Source organism: Deltaproteobacteria bacterium HGW-Deltaproteobacteria-6 (assembly GCA_002840435.1).
Taxonomy (GTDB): Bacteria; Desulfobacterota; Syntrophia; order Syntrophales; family Smithellaceae; genus UBA8904.
Genome location: PHAT01000010.1, coordinates 72554 through 93439, shown reverse-complemented (window position 1 = coordinate 93439; position 20886 = coordinate 72554). Strand labels below are relative to the sequence as shown.

22 protein-coding genes, 1 tRNA gene and 1 other RNA gene (1 of these 24 running past the window's edge) are annotated in these 20886 nt (G+C 46.1%); 2 read left to right on the top strand and 22 right to left on the bottom strand.

The genetic code is table 11. The features are described from left to right. The 4 genes from ssrA to CVU71_17800 form a co-directional block, all read right to left on the bottom strand. Positions 1-97: a transfer-messenger RNA gene (gene ssrA / locus CVU71_17815) on the bottom strand; it reaches 110 nt to the left of the window's first position. 64 nt (positions 98-161) lie between these two features. After that, positions 162-662, bottom strand: coding sequence for an acyl-CoA thioesterase (locus CVU71_17810; protein PKN17149.1), 501 nt, complete (start codon positions 660-662; stop codon positions 162-164). A 172-nt stretch (positions 663-834) separates the two neighbouring features. After that, a complete protein-coding gene (locus tag CVU71_17805; protein PKN17148.1) occupies positions 835-1311 on the bottom strand; it encodes an SsrA-binding protein in 477 nt (158 codons plus the stop codon). Between the two features lie 293 nt (positions 1312-1604). Next, positions 1605-2372 (bottom strand): tRNA 2-thiocytidine(32) synthetase TtcA, encoded by a 768-nt coding sequence (locus CVU71_17800; GenBank protein ID PKN17147.1) that lies wholly within the window; start codon positions 2370-2372, stop codon positions 1605-1607. Positions 2373-2624: 252 nt separating this feature from the next. Between CVU71_17800 and CVU71_17795 the strand changes: the two genes are divergently transcribed. Continuing rightward, the gene (locus tag CVU71_17795; protein PKN17146.1) at positions 2625-3938 is read left to right on the top strand and encodes a phosphopyruvate hydratase; all 1314 of its coding nucleotides are present in this window, start codon (positions 2625-2627) and stop codon (positions 3936-3938) included. A gap of 142 nt (positions 3939-4080) precedes the next feature. On the opposite strand, the gene CVU71_17790 is transcribed toward CVU71_17795, so the two are convergent. The 4 genes from CVU71_17790 to CVU71_17775 are packed head-to-tail and all read right to left on the bottom strand — an operon-like array spanning position 4081 to position 9622. After that, the gene (locus tag CVU71_17790; GenBank protein PKN17145.1) at positions 4081-6702 is read right to left on the bottom strand and encodes a hypothetical protein; all 2622 of its coding nucleotides are present in this window, start codon (positions 6700-6702) and stop codon (positions 4081-4083) included. A gap of 51 nt (positions 6703-6753) precedes the next feature. Further along, complete coding sequence (gene ptsP, locus CVU71_17785; protein ID PKN17144.1) at positions 6754-8538, bottom strand: phosphoenolpyruvate--protein phosphotransferase; 1785 nt, start codon at positions 8536-8538, stop codon at positions 6754-6756. Between the two features lie 8 nt (positions 8539-8546). Then, positions 8547-8807 carry an HPr family phosphocarrier protein gene (locus CVU71_17780; GenBank protein ID PKN17143.1) on the bottom strand — a complete coding sequence of 87 codons (261 nt, stop codon included), beginning with the start codon at positions 8805-8807 and terminating at the stop codon, positions 8547-8549. Then, entirely contained in the window at positions 8804-9622 is an 819-nt protein-coding gene (locus CVU71_17775) for a hypothetical protein (GenBank protein PKN17142.1), read from the bottom strand. The genes CVU71_17780 and CVU71_17775 overlap by 4 nt, the downstream gene beginning before the upstream one ends. Positions 9623-9812: 190 nt before the next feature. On the opposite strand from CVU71_17775, the gene CVU71_17770 reads away from it, so the two are divergent. Then, positions 9813-10094, top strand: a complete 282-nt coding sequence (locus tag CVU71_17770; protein PKN17141.1) for a hypothetical protein — start codon at positions 9813-9815, stop codon at positions 10092-10094. 52 nt (positions 10095-10146) lie between these two features. On the opposite strand, the gene CVU71_17765 is transcribed toward CVU71_17770, so the two are convergent. The 14 genes from CVU71_17765 to CVU71_17700 form a co-directional block, all read right to left on the bottom strand. Next, a complete protein-coding gene (locus tag CVU71_17765) occupies positions 10147-10485 on the bottom strand; it encodes a MerR family transcriptional regulator (protein ID PKN17140.1) in 339 nt (112 codons plus the stop codon). A gap of 126 nt (positions 10486-10611) precedes the next feature. Then, positions 10612-10887, bottom strand: coding sequence for an integration host factor subunit alpha (locus CVU71_17760; GenBank protein ID PKN17139.1), 276 nt, complete (start codon positions 10885-10887; stop codon positions 10612-10614). Between the two features lie 33 nt (positions 10888-10920). Beyond that, a complete protein-coding gene (locus CVU71_17755) occupies positions 10921-13329 on the bottom strand; it encodes a phenylalanine--tRNA ligase subunit beta (GenBank protein ID PKN17138.1) in 2409 nt (802 codons plus the stop codon). Positions 13330-13343: 14 nt separating this feature from the next. Beyond that, a complete protein-coding gene (locus tag CVU71_17750) occupies positions 13344-14360 on the bottom strand; it encodes a phenylalanine--tRNA ligase subunit alpha (protein PKN17137.1) in 1017 nt (338 codons plus the stop codon). After that, the gene (locus CVU71_17745) at positions 14357-14716 is read right to left on the bottom strand and encodes a 50S ribosomal protein L20 (GenBank protein PKN17136.1); all 360 of its coding nucleotides are present in this window, start codon (positions 14714-14716) and stop codon (positions 14357-14359) included. The genes CVU71_17750 and CVU71_17745 overlap by 4 nt, the downstream gene beginning before the upstream one ends. 48 nt (positions 14717-14764) lie before the next feature. Then, positions 14765-14962, bottom strand: a complete 198-nt coding sequence (locus CVU71_17740; GenBank protein PKN17135.1) for a 50S ribosomal protein L35 — start codon at positions 14960-14962, stop codon at positions 14765-14767. A gap of 29 nt (positions 14963-14991) precedes the next feature. Next, on the bottom strand, positions 14992-15501 hold the full coding sequence (locus CVU71_17735; protein PKN17159.1) for a translation initiation factor IF-3: 510 nt from the start codon (positions 15499-15501) through the stop codon (positions 14992-14994). Between the two features lie 37 nt (positions 15502-15538). Next, the gene (locus tag CVU71_17730) at positions 15539-17452 is read right to left on the bottom strand and encodes a threonine--tRNA ligase (GenBank protein PKN17134.1); all 1914 of its coding nucleotides are present in this window, start codon (positions 17450-17452) and stop codon (positions 15539-15541) included. Between the two features lie 114 nt (positions 17453-17566). Beyond that, a tRNA-Val gene (locus CVU71_17725) sits at positions 17567-17641 on the bottom strand. A gap of 165 nt (positions 17642-17806) precedes the next feature. Then, the gene (locus CVU71_17720) at positions 17807-18364 is read right to left on the bottom strand and encodes a CDP-diacylglycerol--glycerol-3-phosphate 3-phosphatidyltransferase (protein ID PKN17133.1); all 558 of its coding nucleotides are present in this window, start codon (positions 18362-18364) and stop codon (positions 17807-17809) included. A gap of 7 nt (positions 18365-18371) precedes the next feature. Further along, positions 18372-19181 carry a hypothetical protein gene (locus tag CVU71_17715; GenBank protein ID PKN17132.1) on the bottom strand — a complete coding sequence of 270 codons (810 nt, stop codon included), beginning with the start codon at positions 19179-19181 and terminating at the stop codon, positions 18372-18374. A gap of 36 nt (positions 19182-19217) precedes the next feature. Then, positions 19218-19817 carry a hypothetical protein gene (locus CVU71_17710; GenBank protein ID PKN17131.1) on the bottom strand — a complete coding sequence of 200 codons (600 nt, stop codon included), beginning with the start codon at positions 19815-19817 and terminating at the stop codon, positions 19218-19220. Next, positions 19814-20497: a hypothetical protein gene (locus tag CVU71_17705; protein ID PKN17130.1), complete on the bottom strand. Its 684-nt coding sequence runs from the start codon at positions 20495-20497 to the stop codon at positions 19814-19816. The genes CVU71_17710 and CVU71_17705 overlap by 4 nt, the downstream gene beginning before the upstream one ends. A gap of 3 nt (positions 20498-20500) precedes the next feature. Then, positions 20501-20863 carry a hypothetical protein gene (locus CVU71_17700; protein ID PKN17129.1) on the bottom strand — a complete coding sequence of 121 codons (363 nt, stop codon included), beginning with the start codon at positions 20861-20863 and terminating at the stop codon, positions 20501-20503. Positions 20864-20886 lie beyond the last annotated feature (23 nt).

Sequence of the window (20886 nt, the reverse complement as noted above, 5' to 3'; positions counted from 1 at the left end):
CTGCGATTATATGTTTCCTACCTGTTTAACGAGGCCTGTAGGAACCTCGGCACGCTTCTACAACTTCAAATGTCCCCGTCGAAACCGTTACGCCCCCTTCGTTTTGTTTGACTGTAATATAGACAGCTATTGTCCGTTTGTCAAAGGAAAGAACGATCGCGTCAGCGATATCCGCCTTCTTCATGTTTTTTCTTTTCTTTTTTCTTTTCCGCAAGCCTCATCTGTCTTCTTTCCCCTGCTTCCACATTGCGATGCCTGTCTTCCTCCGTCTCTAAAATCAACGGAGGCAGTTGTATCGGACGCTTATTGGCATCGAGCGCCACAAAAGTCAGATAGGCGGAACCGGTATGGCGTTTCTCTCCGGTAATCAGATTTTCCGTTTCCACACGGACACCGACTTCCATCGAGGTCCTTCCTACAAAATTCACGGACGCCTTTAAAATCAGAAAGTCGCCGATATACACGGGATGATGAAAGTCCATCCGGTCGATAGACGCGGTGACGACATGGGCCCGCGCATGGCGCGTGGCCGCGACGCCGCAGGCGGTGTCAATTAACTTCATGATGTCACCGCCGTGAACGTTTCCTGCCGGGTTGGCATTTTCCGGATTCATCACCTGACCCATAAACACTCTGCTTTCACTGATTTTTTTTCCTTCCATGATTAACCTCCGGAGAAATGGCTTTTTCGGCCTTATCGGCATAGCGAGCTATGCCGGAATTGTCATTCCGAAAAACATATGGGTCGAGGAATCCTTCATAGCAAAGAATTTCTCCCTTCGGTCGAAATGACATGATGTCATGGTGTCAGCCGGACATGTCTGTTGAAAAAAATTAAATCTTGATTTGTTTGGATTTAAAATCCCGGGCCAGTGTGCGGCGTTCTTCGCGGTTCTTGATATCCTCACGGCGGTCATATAACTTTTTCCCCTTGCCGATGCCGATTTCCACTTTCACTCTGCCGTTTTTGAAATAGAGTTTAAGCGGAACCAGAGCTAATCCCTTTTCCCGCGATTTGCCGTAGAGTTTTTTTATCTCCCGTTTATGCAGGAGCAGCTTACGGGGCCGCAAAGGCTCGTGGTTGGAGCGATTACCGTGATCGTAGTGACTGATGTGCATCTCGCGCAGATAAACTTCATCGTCTTTCACGACCGCATAGCTGTCCTTGAGATTCGCTTTGCCCGCACGTAGGGCCTTAACTTCTGTTCCCGATAAAACCATACCGGCTTCGTACGTATCGCCGATGTCATAATTGAGGCGCGCCGTTTTGTTGGACGCGATCAGTTTTTGTGCTGTGTTTTCTTTTGCCATAATTTAATTTTACCTTAAAAAATCAGGATTGCTATCTTTATTTTATTTTCAACTTTAAACGCAAGCACCAGGTTCTTTGAACCAAATTAAGATTCCCGATTTCCGCTTTCGAGACTGTACCGTAACGGAAAAGATGTCATTTCTCATCCCGATGCGTCGGGATGAGAAATCTTAATATCTTGAAATTTTAAAAACAAAATTTCCCGCTTCGTTCGAAAGCTCATCGCGTGAGAGAGCATATTCGCAACACCGGAAATCCAAGCCCTCAGGTCGATGTGCCAAATGCCATCGTGTTATTTTTTCGGCCAGGCCGGCAAATAATCCGGTTTCACGTGGCTCATGGCTTTGAAAATATTGTGGCGAATGTCAGGATTATCAAGCTGCAGATCGTTTAAAAGCTTTTTTACAAAAATCCTTTTGGATTTTTCACTGCTCGGGCAGGCGTTTTTGACCGTAGGAAACTGACGCTCGCGGCTGTATTTTTTAACCAGATCCTCACGCAAATATGACAAAGGCCGTATGATATGGAGTTTGCCGCCAAAGATGCTTTGATTGGGCATCATGGTGCTGATTTCCCTGCCGTAAAACATATTGATCAGCAGCGTTTCGATAATGTCGTCGCGATGGTGGGCAAAAGCAATCTTGTTGCAGCCTTCTTGCTCCGCGATTTCAAAAATTCTTTTCCGCCGCAGACGCGAACATAAAAAACAGGGGTTTTTCCTGTTGAAATCCGAATGCGAAAGCACTCCGATGTCCGTCTTTTCCATCACATTGGGGTATTGATGTTCCTGAAAATATTTTTCCAACTCCTGGTAGGCAATATAGTCCGGATCAAAACCCATATCTATGTTGACGGCGATGAAGGAAAATCGCGGCACAAAAATCATCTGCGAATCAAGTAAATCCAGGAGCGCGTAGCTGTCCGCACCGCCTGAAACACCGATCAGCACACGATCTCCTTCTTCAATCATGGAATAATCCAGCACCGCCTTTTCCATCCATTTTTTCAGATGAAGAAACAATTTGGTATTTTTATCTTTTTTGACAATGTCCGTCTGCAAACATGGCTCCTTATGGTTAAAAACCGGTTTCTTTCTATCCGACTTGTTGAAAGTAATCAAGCAGGTTTGAATCCCGCCGCAAGAGCATCCCGGAAAATTATCACAGCGGTAAGCGATCGCGGCATTTTAATAATACTCTTCCACCCGGATGGATGGTTCACTGTAATTCGTCGTGGAGATTCTCAATATCGCCTTGAAATCAAGCTGTCTCTCTGTTATAGGTTGTGGCAAAGCAAAAAAGGAGGTTTTTATATGCCAGAAATCATTAATATTCATGCCAGGGAAATACTGGATTCCCGCGGAAATCCTACCGTCGAAGCGGAAGTGACCACGATATCAGGATTCACAACACGGGCAGCCGTGCCTTCAGGCGCTTCCACCGGCGAGCATGAAATGCTGGAATTACGTGACGGCAACAAAAAAAGATACAACGGAAAAGGCGTTGAAACTGCCGTTAAAAACATTCTTCACAAAATCGGACCTGAAATTATCGGCATGGATTGCCGCAGACAGCGCGATATCGACTTTGCCATGATCGAACTTGATGGTACCGCCAACAAGGGAAAACTCGGCGCCAACGCCATCCTGGCCGTATCCATGGCCTGTGCCAAGGCGGGTGCGGAAATATCCGGTCTGCCGCTCTACCGTTACCTGGGGGGCGTAAACGCCAATGTTCTGCCGGTGCCCATGTGCAACATTCTTAACGGCGGCCAGCATGCCGATAATAACGTGGATATTCAGGAATTCATGATCATGCCGGTAGGCGCTCCCAATTTCAAAGAAGGCATCCGCATGAGCGCTGAAGTTTTCCATGCCTTGAAAGCCGTACTGAAAGGCAAAGGCTACAATACGAGCGTAGGCGACGAAGGCGGCTTCGCCCCGAATCTGAAATCCAACGAAGAGGCTCTGACATGCATCATGACGGCCATTGAAAAAGCCGGCTATAAGCCCGGCAAAGACATTATGATTGCTCTGGATTCTGCAGCCAGTTCTTTCTATGAAAAAGGCAAATACATTCTGGCGGCGGAAGCCAAACCCCAGAAGTCCGCTGAAGATATGGTAAAGTTCTATGCCGATCTGGTATCTAAATATCCGATTATCTCGATTGAAGACGGCCTGGCGGAAGACGACTGGGCAGGCTGGAAACTGCTTACCGATGAACTGGGAAGCAAAGTTCAGATCGTCGGAGACGACCTTTTTGTCACCAACGTCAAACGTCTGGAAAAAGGCATCGAACTGAGCATTGCCAACTCCATCCTGATTAAGCTCAATCAGATCGGTTCGCTGACTGAAACCCTGGAAACGATGAGCCGCGCGAAAGAATCCAACTATACCTGTGTCGTCTCGCACCGCTCGGGCGAGACGGAAGACACCTTTATGGCGGATATCGCCGTTGCCACCAACTGCGGCCAGATCAAGAGCGGATCCCTTTCCCGCACAGACAGGCTGGCCAAATACAACCAGCTGATGCGCATTGAAGAAGAACTGGGTGATGCGGCCTGCTATCGCGCAAAAGACGCGTTCTACAGCATTAAGAAACCAGCTAAATCCGGAAAGAAAAAATAGTCGAACATCAGATTATAAAAAAGGCCATGTCCCTGCGATAAGGACATCGCCTTTTTTATAAGTCCCGCCGGTGTTTCAATCCGGGTGATGGGAAAGTTCATTCGCATGGTCGATATAACGAGATTTTACCGGCTATACAGCACTAGAGAAACTTAAACAGGCGGCGCCGCACCACTTCCAGTTGCGCACGATTATCAGTCAGCGTGTAGGTTAGTACGGTTTTGCCGCCTTTTTCTTCTCCGGCTGACGATACAATCAGTTCGGCATCTTCCAAAAATTTAATGGCATTTTGATAGTTGACCTGGGAAAGGGCTTCGGCGCGCAGGATTTCTCCCTTGCGGAACATCCGGTCGCCCAGAGGCCTGATCTTGGCCAGCCATTCTTTTTGCGTCAGAGGTTTTTTCTTGAGATAAACCATACCACGAATGACAATCCAGCAGGATTCAAGATAGTTATGAATGAGCCCGGCAAAAGGCTTGAGCTTGGCGCCGCCCTTGCTTTTGACTTCGATCCAGACCTCGCCCTCACGCTCGGCTGTGACGATCAAGGATCTCGTATGCAGATAAGCCAGGACATCATTCACTTCATCCACGTCATCCCGGGTTTCGTCAAAAATAAATTCATTCCATAAGAGCCATTTCAGAAACTTATAGTCTCCCATAATCTTGGCTAAGGACATGGCATCTTCAGGATTTTTCACCATGGACGTTGCCACAAAACAAATGGGTGTGAAGAAATGTAAAATATTATTTTTGTAGTACTCCAAATTCAGCCTTTTAGCATCCGCGAGAGAATAAACAACCTCCTGCATTTCCTCTTCTTCTTCATCAGCTTCAATTTTGGAAATGATATCGGTCGAATTAAAGATGTTCAAAGCGTCGTCAATTGCCTTTTCCCGATGCGCAAACGTCGCGGCAAATTTAACCTGCCTAGTGGACAAATACTCATAGAACTCGTTTAGAATGTTGCTCAACTCATCGTAAGAGATTCCCCGCCGGTCATGACTCAAAAGACCGGATGCCACCATTGAAAACGGCGTAACGACTGAAACCTTGTTAATTTCCAGAACGGTTTCATACCCGATTTTCCGGTAGAGGCTCTGCCGCTCGTCCAGCGTCATCTGATCCATGGGCTTATCCTGCGCCGCCAGATAGTCTTTCATGATGATCGGCTCGCCGATGTTGATGTAAACCCGGCCGTATCGCTTGCGCAGGATTTTGGTGTTTTTGATTATTTCAACGGTGTTTTCCTGAACCTTGGGCGCCCCGGACAGTTCCTGGAGATAGGAACGTTCTTCAATGACCCGGTCATATCCGATATAGACGGGGACACAAGCCAGATTCTCGCAATATTTGTCCTGGTAGGCCTGAATAATCATGGACAAGAGTCCGTATTTGGGCATGACCATCTTTCCGGTGCGGCTTCTGCCGCCTTCGATGAAAAATTCCAGGGGAAGGCCCTCGTGCAGAAGTGTGGCCATATACTTGGAAAAGACTTCTCCATAGAGGTCGTTGCCGCGGAAACTGCGTCTCAGGAAAAATGCGCCGGAATGCCGGAAAATGTAACCTAAAGGGAAAAAAGAAAGATTGTTGCCCGCCGCAATGAACGGCATCTGAATATTATTTTTGAAAAAGACGTAAGACAGCAGCAGATAATCAAAATGACTGCGGTGACAGGAAATGATGACAAAAGGCATTTTCTTGGACAAATTGCGAATTTTGGCCAGCCCCTCGGAGTCAACGGACAAACCGTCATAAACAGTATTCCATATCCAGGTAAGGACTTTCACCCAGATTTCAATGAACATTTCCTGGTAATCAGCGGCAATTTCATAAAGATAACGGCGGGCTTCTTTTGCGATGCTTGCCCTGTCTCTTTTTGTCTTCTGCGCGTAATCATCCATAAAACGGTTCAGGTTTGGATCATGCATCACCATGCCGATATGTTCCTCGCAGGATTTCAAGGCAGGTCCGACAATCGCTGTTTTCTCTTCTTCAATCCGGTCAATCAGTTCTCCGCGCAATGACAGGATCATTTCGTCTTCGGTAATGTTTCGGTTAACGGATAAATAATCGGTCAGGTTGATCGGCTTTACGGGAACCACAAAGGCTTGCCGGGAATAGCGTATAAACGTAATCAACCGTCGAATCGTGCCGATATGCTCTGTCTGTCCGAACAGGATGTTAATCAGGCTTTCGTCTTCCTTTTCCCGGCGGCGACCGTAAGCCACAAGGACGGGCACGATAAATATGGGAAAGGGTACGTTGTTTTGAAGATTGATCAGAGTGGCCAGGGCATCCTGAGCGGACGCACTGTCAATAAACTCCGACTCACCTAAATGGATGATGATGCTTTCTTTACCGGCAACTTTTCTTGCCAGAAAATCCAGTTTGCCCTGACGGATGACCTGATTTTTACGGAAGCGGCGCAAAAAGGATGACCAGAAAAACTTCATCATCTTGGACAGAGGCTGCCAGAAGGACATGTTCATGCCATGACAGTACACCGGCCTGGGCAGATCCTTACGGCCGGCCAGTTCGGCAATGATCAGGCTGTTGAGCTTGCTTCTTTGCTTAATGGCGTAAATGATAACGCCCTGACCGGCAAGCTCCTGGAGAGTCTTGACATCCTCATCGGAAATGGAAACACGTGAAAGATATGTTTCAGCCGGTCGAAAAAGCCAGAAATTCTGTCTGTCATAAATACAGCCGGCGTAATATTCATCTTCATGATGATCGGCAACTGCTGACCCTTTTTCACTCATAATTAATCCGGTTTCTTCCTGTGGAGTTATCTGCAAAAAATCGTCTGAAGCTTATGTTTCTTTCTTTTGAAATTCATCCGGAAAACGATCGCTCATATAATCCTGAACATAAGCCCGCACATCACCCGCGTTGTTATAAGTCATGGCCTGCTTCAGGAGTTTCCTGGCTTCCGCCAGCGTAGACTGTTGTACAATTCTTTTAATGCGGGGAATCGCCAGATGATTCATGCTTAATTCATCCAGCTGCATGCCTAAAAGGATCAGACAGCAAAGAGGATCGCCCGCCATCTCTCCGCACATGGCCACGCGAATTTTTGCTTCATGAGCCTGATCCGCGATTCTCTTGATCAACCTCAAAACAGCGGGATGCAGAGGTTCGTAAAGATAGGTGACCCTTTCGTTGGAACGGTCGATCGCCAGGGAATACTGAATTAAATCGTTGGTGCCAATGCTGAAGTAATCCACTTCCTGCGCCAGCTGATCAGCAATGATGGCGGCAGCGGGCACTTCAATCATCGCCCCGATTTCCATCCGGTCGGCAATCGGCACGCCCTGGGACAAAAGCTCCTGACGGGTTTCATCCAGCAAACGTTTTGCTTCGCGGATTTCTTCGATGCAGGAAATCATCGGAAACAGAATTTTAACCTTGCCCAGAGCGCTCACGCGCCAGATGGCGCGAAGCTGTGTTTTGAAAAGATCGACCTCTTTGAGACAAAAACGTATTGCTCTTAATCCCATCTGCGGGTTGAGTTCTTTAGCCTGCTTCTGGTAGTTGGGGAATTTATCACCGCCCAGATCAAACGTGCGGATGGTTGACCACGCCAGATTTTTCTCAGTCACCACCTGACGATAATTATTAAAATGGTCTTCTTCGGTCGGCAAATCATCCCGGTAGATGTACAAAAATTCCGTCCGGTAAAGCCCGATGTATTCTGCTCCGTGAGAAATCGCGGAAGGAATCTCTTCGATAAATTCTATATTGGAACCGATCTGAACATGATGACGATCCAGCGTAACGGCCGGCAGCTTCGCATATTTAAGATACTCGTCTTTGGCGTCGTCATAATGGCGCTTCTTTTCCTCATATCGTTTGAGCATGTCGGGATATGGATTGACCACCACAAGTCCCGACGTTCCATCAACGATGATATCATCCCCGGTCCGCACAAAACGGGTCACGTTGTCCAAACCGACCACAGCGGGCAATTCCATCGATCTGGCCACAATAGCGGTATGCGATGTGCGACCACCGCTGTCGGTGGCAAACCCGACGATTTTGTCCAGTTTCATCTGAGCCGTATCGGCCGGCGACAAATCGTGTGAAACGATTACGACCCCCTCCTGACCGACTTCCCAGACAATTTCATGCTTCTCACCGGACAGATTGCGCAGGATCCGCTGAACAATATACTGTACATCGCTGATGCGGCCGCTGATATAAACGTCTTCGACACCCTCGAATATCTGTTTATAATGATCCAGCGTCATACGCAACGCCCATTCGGCGTTGACACCCAAACGTCGGATATATTTGATGGTGCGATTGACAAATTTTTTGTCCGATAGGAGTAAAACATGAACATCAATAATATAAAGAGGTTCAGTTACATTTGTTTTTTTGAGGTTTTCCTGAATTTCCAAAAGCTGTTTTGAGGATTCTTTCAGAGCTTTCTTAAAACGTTCGATTTCATGCGGGATTAAATCTTCATTATTGAGTTTATAAAAGGATACCTGAGCATCGAGCGGATCAAAGCGGTAAGCTTTTCCGATCACAACACCCGGAGAAACGCCAATCCCTTTAAGAACAAATGTTTTTTTCCCTTGGTCAGCGGTCATGTTATGGTTTATTCTTCTCCAAATTTATTTTCAATCAACGCTTCAAGCTCGGCCAGAGCCCCGGCCGCGTCGGCGCCTTCGGCCGTTACTGTTATCATACTGCCCATCGGACAGGCAAGCGTCAATATTCCCAGGATGCTTTTCCCATTAACAGTTTGACCATTGCGCTCAATGAATATTTCCGCACGATATTTCTGTGCGATCCGGACAAATGACGCAGCCGCGCGCGCATGCAGTCCTAACTTATTTTTTAATTTAAATGTCTTCATTTCCAACACATTAATAATTCTTTCGCTGAAAAAATCAAAAAAAGAACAACTGCTCCATATAGAATATAAATTTGCGATACGCCTTTTTTAATCAAAAGCCAGCAAATCAGGATGACAGCCAGTGCGGCCGCCGCTACAACAAACCGCTGCATTCCGGCAAAAGCCGAATACCCACTCTGCAAAAGCAAGGCGCCAAAACCGGCCAGAACGATCAGGGACAACCATCGCACCCGACCCGCAATGCGCGGCAAATCGATTCTACGGACAAATTCAATCCCCTGCTTTCCCTGGCGGTAACCTTCCATGAAGCCCTTCAATCTCACCCAGATATGCATAGGTTCATAGATCACGATAAAGGCTAAAGGTGCCAGCATCCAACCCATCCAGGCCAGACCAGCCGCAAATATTCCGGCGCAGGGTCTGAGCGCTCCCCAGAAAAAAGTATCGCCAATCGCTGCGTAGGGCCCCATTAAACTTTGCTTGACCATCATGATGGAAGTGACATCCTGCCTTTGCTCCTCCATCCGGACGATCGAGCCGATCAGCGGCGCCGATAAATAGGGATGCGTATTAAACATTTGCAAATGCCGTGTCAGTATCTCTGTTTCATCCTTTCCGGACATTTTCTGCTCACGGAGAAGCGGAATCATCGCATACACGAAACCAAGATTTTGCATTCGTCGGAAGTTCAATGCAGCGTGGATGAAAAAAGACCTTATAAATATTTGAATTAAAGCCTCTCTTTTCATACCGACGGCCCCAGACGCATATATCTTGATTATTTTTCTACTTTTATGTGCCGAAGGAACTAACATAAATGATAAACTAAGTCAATTTAATCACATCAAATCGATAAGCTTTAATTTTTCTTGACAGGGGTTTTTTTTGCTGTTAAGGACACGCCGGTTTTAATATCAGCGGCGACTGTGGATGCTTCCTGACTAATGCTCCTTTCCGCAACGTCTCAGAAATCGTTTATTTATTATATAAGGGGGGTCGTGTAAAATGCTTTGCCAGACAGTAAAAAATGGGGTGGAATGCGCTTTCATGAGCAAAAAAGGCTGTGGCTTCTTCGGCGGCAGTTGTGTTGTGATAATCGACAAATGCGGGGATTGCAATAAGGTTTTCGAATACGAGACAGGGAAATACTGCAAGGTCTATCCGGATCCGAAAAGCAAGTGGATGACCGGTAACTGTCCGACCGCATCACATGTTAAAATTGAAATTAAGGAAACTCAGAAGATCAACCCGCTCAAAGCTTCTAAAAGAGCAAACAAGAAGAAATAACAATTCCTGCTGTTCAAAAGCTAAAAAGCCGGCAATGATCATTGCCGGCTTTTTAGCTCATTATCTTTCTGATTTGCTGTAATTCTTTTTTAATTAAAGTTAATTTTTCATGGTGACCGGATACACTCACCGGTTCTTCATCGCCGCGCATTTTCATCAGTTGCTTTTTTGCCCCGCTGATCGTGAAACGCTGCTGATAAAGCAACTCGCGGATGATTAATAATTCCTCTACATCTTTTTTCCGGTACAGGCGCTGAGCCGTCTTTGTCCGTACCGGTTTGACCGTTTTAAATTCCGTTTCCCAGTAACGAATAACATAGGGTTCGACACTGAGAATTTTGCTCACTTCTCCAATACGGAAATAAGCCTTTTCGGGAATGATGTTATCCATACAATTCTCGAATCCTTACGGAGAAAAACAGCTGCAACCTGATAAAATAAAAAAACTCCCCGTCCAAAAATGAACGGGAATAGTTTTTTAAAATTTCAGAATAAACGGTGCAGTTGAATAAAATTATTAACCGTTTAAAGATTTACGCAAAACCTGGGAGGATTTAAAAGTCAAAACCCGGCGCGCGGTAATGGATATTTCCTGTCCGGTCTGGGGATTACGGCCGCGTCTTGCGCGTTTCTCTTTCACCATAAAATTTCCAAATCCGGATATTTTTACTCTCTCGCCCTGCGCAAGGCTGTCTTTGATGATGTCAAACACGGATTCAACAATATCCGCTGATTCTTTTTTGGAAAAACCGAGTTTTTCATAAACATTCTGAATAATATCAATTTTCGTCATTTCTTTTCCTCCGTTTTAACGTCATGTAAACTGTTAGGCTCTTATTTTTGCACTCGTTAGTCGGACAGTGTTGTGCATAATTTTGTCGTGAATAGAATTGATTTCCGTATCCGTTAAAGTCCTGTCAAGAGCACGATAGGAAAATCTCAACCCCAAACTCTTTACCCCTTCTTCAAGACCTTTGCCAGCGTATATATCAAATATCCCCACATTTTCAAGCAAATCTTCACGTTGACTCAAAACAATTTCCAGCATCTGCTGGGCTTCCATCGACACAGGAATGACAAAAGCGACATCACGGGTAACAGCCGGGAATTTAGATATTTCCTTGAAACTGATTTGCTTATATATCTGTTTTTCTAATATATCAAGATTAATTTCAAACACATACGCAGTTCCCTTAATATCTGCTTTCTGCATTACTTCCGGATGCACCTGGCCCAGGTAACCTATTTGCGTCTCATTGACATACAGGCCGCATGATTGACCGGGATGAAGAAATTGTTCCGATACGCAAGCTCGATAATGGCACTGTTCCAGTTTCAAATCATAAAAGACATTTTCCAGACAGCCTTTGAGATCATAAAAATCAACGTTCACTTTTGATCCCCAGAGGTCTTCCGATACTTTCCCCGTTAAAAGGCCGGCCAGGATATTTTTTTCCTCCGGCAGTTCTCCCGCCTTGCGATGCAGGAATATCCGCCCTATTTCAAATATTTTTAAATTGAAGGATGCATTATTAATATTTTTTTTCAGTGTTTCCAGCAATCCGTAAGCCAGAGTTGTCCGCATCACCGATTGCTCTTCCGTCAGAGGATTCTTGATGACCACAAACTTGCGGCGTTCATCGGTTGGTGACAGGCACAGATAATCGACCGAGGCAGGCGATGTAAAACTGTAATTGATGATTTCTGAATAACCGCTGCCGATTAACAACTGACGGATTCTTGCCTCCAGATCGAGGCGCGGAATGACCGCCATCTCTGTCACCGAAACGGCCGGCAGAGTTACCGGCACGCGATCATAACCATAAAGACGCACAACTTCTTCAATCAGATCAATTTCTCTCTCAATATCCACACGATACGTTGGCGGCGTTACGCAGTATTTTCCCTTGCTTTCCTGCCGTACGGTCATACCGATGCTCTTTAGAATACGAACAACGTCTTTGGCCGCAATGTCGATGCCGATCATTTCACGGATTCTGTCCAGACGCAGGGGAATGTTTTCCACAACCGCTATTTTTTCCGGATATTCATCCAGATAATTTTTACAGATAGAACCGCCGGAAAGTTCAGCAATTAATTGAGCCGCGCGATTGAGTGCCCGAATTACGCCCTCCGGGTCAATGCCTCTCTCGAAACGAAAAGCGGCATCAGTCGGCATCGCCATACGGCGCGACGAACGGCGAATGGATGAAGGATTGAAATAAGCGCTCTCCAGGAAAATGACCTGCGTGTCTTCCTTCACTTCTGAATTGAGACCGCCCATAATTCCGCCAATCGCAACAGGTTTCCGGCCATCGCAGATCAACAGGGTGTCTTCCGGCAGGATACGGCTTTTTTCATCGAGCGAAACAAATTCTTCGCCCGTTCTTGATTTTCGCACAACGATGCGCCCCTCTTCCAGAAAACGGAAATCGAAAGCGTGCAGCGGTTGACCCATTTCCAGCATGACAAAGTTCGTCACATCAACAACATTGTTGATCGCGCGCAGCCCGGCGGCTTCCAGCCGAGTTTTTATCCATACCGGAGAATCGCCGACTTTAACGTTTTTAATCATCCGGGCGGAATAACGCGGGCAGAGATCCGCATCAACGATAGATACCGCTGAAAGCGAAGAAATATCTTCGTCTGATTCTTTGATTTTAACAGCCGGCATTTTTACTTTCTTACCGGTTAAGGCGGCAACTTCACGGGCCATACCGATCATGCTCAGGCAGTCGGACCGGTTCGGTGTAACACTGACATCCAGGACCGTATCACCCAGATTCAGGGCCGTCTCCAGTGGCGTCCCGAGTGCAAGGCCTGCCGGTAATTGCATGATACCGGACGCGTCATCACCGATTTCCAGTTCCGCCTCCGAACAGAGCATGCCGTCGGATTTCTCGCCGCGCAATACCGTTGATTTGATCGTGTATCCACCGGGAATAACCGCTCCGACTTTCGCCAGAGGCACCACATCCCCGGCTTTAATATTTTTAGCGCCGCAGACAATCGGGTACGTCCCGGTTCCATCCGTCACATCGCACAAAGACAGTTTATCCGCGTCAGGATGCGGTCTGACGGATAAAATCCTGGCGACCACGACACCTGCAAATTTATGCGCCAGCGTTTTGATTTCATCGACCTCCAGACCGGCCATTGTTAAGCGGTCAGCAAGTTCCTGCGCCGTTAATTCCAGATCAATATAATCATTAAGCCACTTGAGACTGACGAGCATGAGATAAAGCTCTCCTAGAATTGTTTAAGGAATCGAATATCGTTTTCAAACAAAAGACGGATATCGGTAATGCCGTATTTCAGCATGGCGATGCGTTCCAGCCCAAGTCCGAAGGCAAACCCGGAATAAACTTCGGCATCATAACCGACATTTTTAAAAACAGCAGGATCGACCATGCCGGACCCTAAAATCTCCAGCCAGCCGCTTTGTCCGCAGACACGGCATCCTTTGCCTTTACAAATAACACAACAAATATCGACTTCCGCAGACGGCTCAGTAAAGGGGAAAAAACTGGGACGAAAACGCAAAATCGTATCGTCACCGAATACTTTTTTGAGAAAAGCGGTCAGGATGCCTTTCAGATCGGCAAAACTTACTCCCCGATCAACCAGCAGCCCTTCAATTTGATGAAACATGGGTGTGTGGGAAACATCCGAATCCGGCCGGTAAACCCGTCCCGGCGACAGAATACGCACGGGAGGCTGCACCTTTTCCATAATCCTTACCTGAACCGGTGAGGTATGGGTGCGCAGGACCATATTATCCTCGATATAGAAGGTATCCTGCATATCCCTTGCGGGATGATCCTTGGGAATGTTGAGCGCTTCAAAATTGTAATAGTCCAACTCAACTTCCGGTCCTTCGACCACAGAAAAACCGAAAGAAGCGAAGATATCGCAAATTTCACGACGGATTTGGATGACAGGGTGAACTCTACCCGGACGAATGCCTCTGCCGGGCAACGTAACATCGATTTTTTCCCTGTTCAGAATTTCTTCTTTTTTGCCCTGCATCTGACATTCGAGAGCTTCAGTAATTTTTGTTTCCAGAATCTCTTTTACTTCATTGCAGCGTTTTCCGAACAGAGGTTTCTCCTCAACCGGAACCTGGGCAATATTTCTTAACAGACCGGTGAGCAGACCTTTACGGCCCAGATATTTTGTTCTTACAGCCAGAATCGAATCTTCCGTCCGGGCATCTATAAGCTCGGCCAAAGCGTCCTTTTCCAGTTGTTGAAGATCGCCAATCATGCAGCCTGCTCGCCTTTAGCTGTGGCCACGATCTTTGCGAAACCCTGCGGGTCATTAACAGCCAGTTCAGCCAGAATCTTACGATCCAGCATGATATCTGCTTTCTTCATGCTGTCCATCAGGCGACTGTATGAGATATTGTTCAGACGTGCGGCGGCGTTGATGCGCGCTATCCATAGTTGACGAAATTCTCTTTTACGACCCCTGCGGTCGCGATAGGCATAACTCAGGGCCTTGTTGACGGCCTCTGTGGCGGTCCGAAGCAGACGGCTGCGCGCGCCAAAGAAACCCTTAGCCCTTTTTAATATTGATCTTCTTTTCTTTCGGGCGGTGACGCCTCTTTTTATCCTAGCCATTTTCTTTTACTCTCCTCAATTAATACAGCTTCTGTATTGCTTTATCGACTATAAATAAGGAATAAGCCTCTTGATTGCGCTTTCATTGGTTGAATGCACTAACGTGGATTTCCTTAAAGTTCTTTTTCTTTTGGTGGTCTTTTTTGTAAGGATGTGGCTGGCAAAAGCCTTGCTGCGTTTCACCTTACCACTGGCGGTAACCGAAAAACGCTTGGCCGCGCCTCTGTGTGTTTTCATCTTTGGCATATTCTCACCTCTTTTTCATTCCTGTTAAATTATTTTTTTGGTGAAACAATCATGACCATGTTCCGGCCTTCCAGCCTGGGTTCCTGATCCATAATACATTCATCGGCCAACGCAATTTTAATCTTGTCCATCAATTTTCGGCCGATCTCTGTAAAAGCGATTTCGCGTCCACGGAACATCATCGAGATCTTCACTTTATCATGTTGTTCTAAAAACTTCTTAATATGGTTTATTTTCGTCTGCAAATCGTGCGCTTCCGTTTTGGGTCTTAAACGGATTTCCTTCACATGAATAACCGTCTGCGCCTTTCTGGCATCATGGATTTTTTTGCTTTGTTTATAACGGTACTTGCCGTAATCCATGATTTTGCAGACAGGGGGTTCGGTGTTGGCTGATACTTCCACCAGGTCCAGACCGACTCTCTCCGCATTGGCAATTGCTTCATCCAGCGAAATAACGCCCAGTGGCTGTCCTTCCTCATTAATAACTCTTACAGTCGCTGACTTTATTTCTCGGTTGATTCTTAAATCCTTAACTATACGGCACCTCCCCAGCAATTAGTACTTGAATAAAATTCTACTTCTTTTTTTCACACATTTCCCGCACTAAATCAATAAATTGTTCAACCGGCAACGCGCCCAGATTCTGTCCGTCACGAAGACGCGGCGCAACAGCCCCGGCCTCCATTTCCTTATCGCCGATAACCAGCATGTAAGGAATTTTCTGCATCTGCGCCTGGCGGATTTTATAGCCTAATTTTTCATTGTCAAAATATTTCTCACAGCGAATGCCGGCATCGATTAATCGGTTAAAAACCGTTTGGGCGTAAGGAATGTGCTTGTCCGTCACCGTCAACAAAACACATTGCGTCGGCGCCAGCCAGACCGGAAAGGCACCCGCATACTGTTCGATGAGAACGCCCATAAACCGTTCTATTGCACCCAGAATAACCCGATGCAGCATGACGGGACGATGCTTTTCGCCGTCGGCGCCAATATAACTCAGATCAAAACGCTCCGGAAGCGTAAAATCGCACTGGATCGTCGCACACTGCCATTTTCTTTTTAAAGCATCTTTGATTTTAAAATCAATTTTCGGCCCGTAGAAAGCACCGTCGCCTTCATTCACCTCATAGCTGATATGATTGTCCTTTAAAGCATTTTCCAGCGCATGAGTAGCCAGTTCCCAATCCGCATCGGACCCGATGGAATGCTGGGGCCGCGTGCTTAATTCCACTTCATATTCAAAACCGAAAATACCCATCGCATAATTGACAAAATCAGCAATAGCGCGGATTTCAGAATTAAGCTGTTCGGGCATGCAGAGAATATGAGCGTCATCCTGCGTAAATTGACGCACGCGCATCAACCCGTGCAACACGCCCGTTTTTTCGTGACGATGAACCGTACCCAATTCAAAATAGCGCAGCGGCAGGTCGCGGTAACTGCGGATTTTCGATTTATAAATCAGCATATGAGACAGACAGTTCATCGGCTTAATGCCGTAAATCTGCTCGTCAACTTCGGTAAAATACATATTATCGCGGTAGTGATCAAAATGGCCGGATTTCTTCCACAGATCGACCTTAAGAATCTGAGGCCCCATGACCATATCGTAACCGCGCTTTAAGTGCTCTTTTCTCTCCCACTCTTCAATGATATATCTCAGCAGCATGCCTTTGGGATGAAAAATTATCAGCCCCGCGCCTGCTTCGTCATTAACCTGAAACAAATCCAGTTCTCTGCCCAAACGCCTGTGATCTCTTTTTTTGGCCTCTTCCAGCAGATTCAGATAATCAGCAAGCGCCTGCTCATCGGCAAAACCTGTACCGTAAATGCGCTGCAGCATCTTGTTTTTTTCATCGCCACGCCAATAAGCCCCCGCTACACTCAGTAGTTTAAATGCTCTGATTTTCCCTGTTGACGGAACGTGCGGCCCGCGGCATAAATCGACATAATTCCCGTCTTTATAAAGACTGACGACAGAAACATCTGACGGCAGATCACGAATAAGTTCAACTTTGTAATCTTCACCCTTTTGCGCAAACAACTCTTGAGCCTTCTCGCGAGGCATTTCCTCCCGGATAAAAGGAACATCAAGAACGACAATTTCTTTCATCCTTTTTTCAATCTTTTCAAAATCATCGAGCGTAAAGGTTTCAGCATATTCAAAATCGTAGTAAAAACCATCCTCAATCGACGGGCCGATCGTAACTTTAGCTCCCTTAAACACATCCTGGACGGCCTGCGCCATGACATGAGACGTGCTGTGACGCAATATGGAAAGACCATCTTTCGATGAAATAGCGATCGGCTCGACTTTTGAATCTTCTTTCAGGACAAAACTCAAATCAACAGAGACGCCGTTCACCCTGGCAGCGACAGCGGAATCGAGAGCATCTTTTTTCCAGCCACCGATGGCCTGGCCAACAGTCACACCCGCAGAAATCGTCTGTTCATTTTTATCCGGGAAAACAACTTTCATAATCATCAATACTCAAAAGCCACTATTTACAATTCTATCTCATTTTAAAAGGGCATCACCATTTTTGCTGATGCCCTTTTCTTTATCGGCATTTACGGCACATGCACATTCATTTAAAAATGGTAGGCAAGCAGGGATTTGAACCCTGGACATCCACCGCGTCAGGATGGCGCTCTCCCCCTGAGCTACTTGCCTGTATTAAAGATTTCCGTCGGAAATCTTTGATTCTTAAGGAACATCCTAATTGTTTATTCGCCCGCATATTCCGAAGCCAATTTCTAGGGTATACGCTTGCTGACGAATTCAATTTTCAGAGTTTGGTCAACTAGCAGTAAAACGCTGCTGTGTCAAGTAAATATCTTATTTTTTAACCTCTTCGACTTCGGATTTATTCAATATCCGGATCCCGCGCATAATGTAAACCAAACCGGAAATAACGGTAAATAAAGCCGTAGTCCAGCAAAGGGCGGTAATCCAGTAATACGCGAAGTCATGGGTAACCGATTTGTAAAGCAAAGCGAGGAAAATGGTAGCCACCTGCAAAGCTGTTGTAATTTTACCGACAACAGCCGGTTTTATCTCGTAAGAAACTGACATTAAAGCCAAAATAGCTATGCCCAATAGAATAATAAAATCACGGCTGATGACAATAACGGCCAGCCATCCCGGGATAAGACCGAAGATTGCCAGCGTCACAAAACTGGTGACCAGCAGAAATTTATCCGCGATAGGATCAAGATATGCGCCCAAGGTTGTCTGACAGTTCAGCAAACGGGCCAGTGTCCCGTCCAGAGCGTCGGTAAGTCCCGCCACCACAAAAGTTACCAGTGCCTTATCATATTCCATCTGAATCAGAAAAATGACAAATACAGGAACCAGGATAATCCGCAGTAATGATAAAAAATTTGGTATATTCATCTATCGTTCAGCGCTGTTGCATGTCTTCGGTTTTTTTATCTCTGCTCTTATTCCAGTTTACCCAACTGTCCATCTGCTCAGACGCTTCCGTAAAATCTTCAGGTTTTTGGGGTTTACCATCAGAGGCAACACGAATCTGCTGCATCGACTTAACAATGTACACCCACTGCTCCATCGACACGGGTTTGGGACCTTCAATCACACTTGGCCCGGCAACGGGCTTGGGCGGTCCGACAGCGGAAACGGCCGAGGGCTGCTTCCTGGAAGCACCTGCCACACTGACCTCGCCATCATATACTTTTACCAGCGCAGACTGGTCGACTTCAACATCCATGCGGTAAATAGTTCCACGAACGCCGGCGACGGCATTTTGACAGGAAATCTCAAATTTATCCCCCCCGCCCGGCAGAGATTTACGCACGTTCGTCCAGATTTTGCCGATTGTCACGGAAATTCCGACAGCGCGCCTGCCGTTATTTTTAATATCAGCCTGGACAAGTTTGAACTGCGTATTTTCTGAAAAACGAACAACACTTCTATCTGGAAGAACCATCTCTAACCGGCTTCCCGCACCTGTCGATACTTCGCACCCGGCAGCAACAGAATCATTGGTTTTAAGATAACGGACTGCTTTCTGCCCCGCACAAACAGCCTCTGCCTTTCCCGTCAACACAGTGATCTGCGCCTGTCCTTTTGCCATTTTGACGGTTACCGGCGGCTTAGCCTGAGCAGCGGTGAAAAAAACCAGCACCAGAATTGCTGAAGAGATAATTGTGATCAATTTTTTCATTGGGTTCTCCTTATGTATCTCCCTCATAAAGGCTTTCTTAAAGTTCCTTCGAAAATCAAGAAATTATCCTCTTAATTTCGGTCCATACGGCAATGTTTCCATGACTTTACCGACTACCTCTTCCAGTGAAGCTTCCAAATCCCCGCGGGCTTTCATTTCAAGTCTCGTACGAATCAAATCAAAACTTGTGTTTGTCGATTTGTATTGGGCGTTCCAAAGTGCCTCACCTGTCTTCGTGCTGCGTAATTCGCATCGGACAGAAACAGTTACCGGCGAATAGAAAAATCTTGTTGATATCTTACTCTGCTGCATCGAACAGTACATAGCGGCATCCGCACCCAGCAACTCGTCTATCATCTTCGGTGGGATAACATCATTATTTTTTAGTTCTTTGCCGCCAGTCAAAAGCATCAGCTTACTGTCAATCAAATCAGTTGCTATTTGAGGATAACCTTTAAAGCGGAGTTCATTCCATAATTTTGTCCGCAGCATTTTTGAAGCCCTCGTGTCTGCATCATGGTTCTCCACAGGCAACAGAGCGATAATGTTCACTGCTTTCTGATCTTGATTGTTTTTCGACACAGCAGGCGCATGCGATGAACAAGCAAACAGGCATAAGCAAAATATTATCAACAAATTAAAAATAATGTTATGGACTTTCATGGTACCTCCTCTTTGACCTGTAAAATAATCTCAGCGCCACCCTGATTTTTCTCAGGCGCTGCCAGTGAATATCTTCCCGTTTTTTCAAGTTCGGATACCAGATTTTTGACAGATCCGACAACAGCAAGATCAAACTGAACCTGTTTCCATTCCAAATGACAAGGATAGATGCTTTTTACTATTTTCGGACGATTTTGTAAAAATGTTTTTATGCGGGCAAAATCCGAATATTTGTTAACACTCGTTAAAAATAAAGTGACGGAACGGCTTTCTTTTTCTCCTTGCCTCTGAAGCAGGCCCATTTGCATCAAATCATCCCTGACCGCCGCTAACGCCACTACAACATTCACCTTGACAGAATAATCATCATGCTGTCTGTTTTCCGAAATCATCCGATAGTTTTTTACATATCGATCGGTTTTATCGATCATAACGCTTTTCACGGCCTGGGATTTCTCATCTTCAAATTTATCCGGCAGGATTTTGGCTGCCGCCTGTATAATTGCTTTTTCCAGGGCGTTTTTAACAGCCTCTTCACGGGCAGAGGCGACATCATTTTTAATGACCGGAGCGGTCCCTTCAACCTGAATACTCCAATGGGTCAATATCTGGCCGGCATAAGCCGAATCAGGGAAAGGCACTATCAGTAAAAGAAATATCAGTAAAAGGTTTTTTCTCATAACCTAATCCTGTTTGGCAGAATGATCTTTACCCATTCCCTTTATTTTTTCTATTTCTTCTCTTATCACTCGTTCGGCAATATCGGGAACAATTTCCCGCGCAATTTTTTCGATGATTTCCGACGCCCGTCTCAGGACCGCTTCGTTTATCTGATCGACTGAAGGAACATCCTCGACAACATCCGTCAGATCATGGATATGATGGCCATTCGATTTAACACGTTCATATCCTCGGCCATCAACCACAATAACGGGTTGGGATTTTTTTCCATCCGGCAGATTACGATTTTGTCCATCCCGGTCATCGACTATTTCGGTCAGTTCGTAAATTTTCTTATCCTGAACTGTCCCGGTATCTTCAACCATTTTTTTGCTCTCCACTGACCCGC

Bases quoted from the DNA above. Each gene is read 5' to 3' on its own strand.
- CVU71_17810 (PKN17149.1), bottom strand. From the start codon at position 662: ATGGAAGGAAAAAAAATCAGTGAAAGCAGAGTGTTTATGGGTCAGGTG.
- CVU71_17805 (PKN17148.1), bottom strand. From the start codon at position 1,311: ATGGCAAAAGAAAACACAGCACAAAAACTGATCGCGTCCAACAAAACG.
- CVU71_17795 (PKN17146.1), top strand. From the start codon at position 2,625: ATGCCAGAAATCATTAATATTCATGCCAGGGAAATACTGGATTCCCGC.
- CVU71_17790 (PKN17145.1), bottom strand. From the start codon at position 6,702: ATGAGTGAAAAAGGGTCAGCAGTTGCCGATCATCATGAAGATGAATAT.
- ptsP (PKN17144.1), bottom strand. From the start codon at position 8,538: ATGACCGCTGACCAAGGGAAAAAAACATTTGTTCTTAAAGGGATTGGC.
- CVU71_17780 (PKN17143.1), bottom strand. From the start codon at position 8,807: ATGAAGACATTTAAATTAAAAAATAAGTTAGGACTGCATGCGCGCGCG.
- CVU71_17775 (PKN17142.1), bottom strand. From the start codon at position 9,622: ATGTTAGTTCCTTCGGCACATAAAAGTAGAAAAATAATCAAGATATAT.
- CVU71_17770 (PKN17141.1), top strand. From the start codon at position 9,813: ATGCTTTGCCAGACAGTAAAAAATGGGGTGGAATGCGCTTTCATGAGC.
- CVU71_17765 (PKN17140.1), bottom strand. From the start codon at position 10,485: ATGGATAACATCATTCCCGAAAAGGCTTATTTCCGTATTGGAGAAGTG.
- CVU71_17760 (PKN17139.1), bottom strand. From the start codon at position 10,887: ATGACGAAAATTGATATTATTCAGAATGTTTATGAAAAACTCGGTTTT.
- CVU71_17755 (PKN17138.1), bottom strand. From the start codon at position 13,329: ATGCTCGTCAGTCTCAAGTGGCTTAATGATTATATTGATCTGGAATTA.
- CVU71_17750 (PKN17137.1), bottom strand. From the start codon at position 14,360: ATGATTGGCGATCTTCAACAACTGGAAAAGGACGCTTTGGCCGAGCTT.
- CVU71_17745 (PKN17136.1), bottom strand. From the start codon at position 14,716: ATGGCTAGGATAAAAAGAGGCGTCACCGCCCGAAAGAAAAGAAGATCA.
- CVU71_17740 (PKN17135.1), bottom strand. From the start codon at position 14,962: ATGCCAAAGATGAAAACACACAGAGGCGCGGCCAAGCGTTTTTCGGTT.
- CVU71_17730 (PKN17134.1), bottom strand. From the start codon at position 17,452: ATGATTATGAAAGTTGTTTTCCCGGATAAAAATGAACAGACGATTTCT.
- CVU71_17720 (PKN17133.1), bottom strand. From the start codon at position 18,364: ATGAATATACCAAATTTTTTATCATTACTGCGGATTATCCTGGTTCCT.
- CVU71_17715 (PKN17132.1), bottom strand. From the start codon at position 19,181: ATGAGGGAGATACATAAGGAGAACCCAATGAAAAAATTGATCACAATT.
- CVU71_17710 (PKN17131.1), bottom strand. From the start codon at position 19,817: ATGAAAGTCCATAACATTATTTTTAATTTGTTGATAATATTTTGCTTA.
- CVU71_17705 (PKN17130.1), bottom strand. From the start codon at position 20,497: ATGAGAAAAAACCTTTTACTGATATTTCTTTTACTGATAGTGCCTTTC.
- CVU71_17700 (PKN17129.1), bottom strand. From the start codon at position 20,863: ATGGTTGAAGATACCGGGACAGTTCAGGATAAGAAAATTTACGAACTG.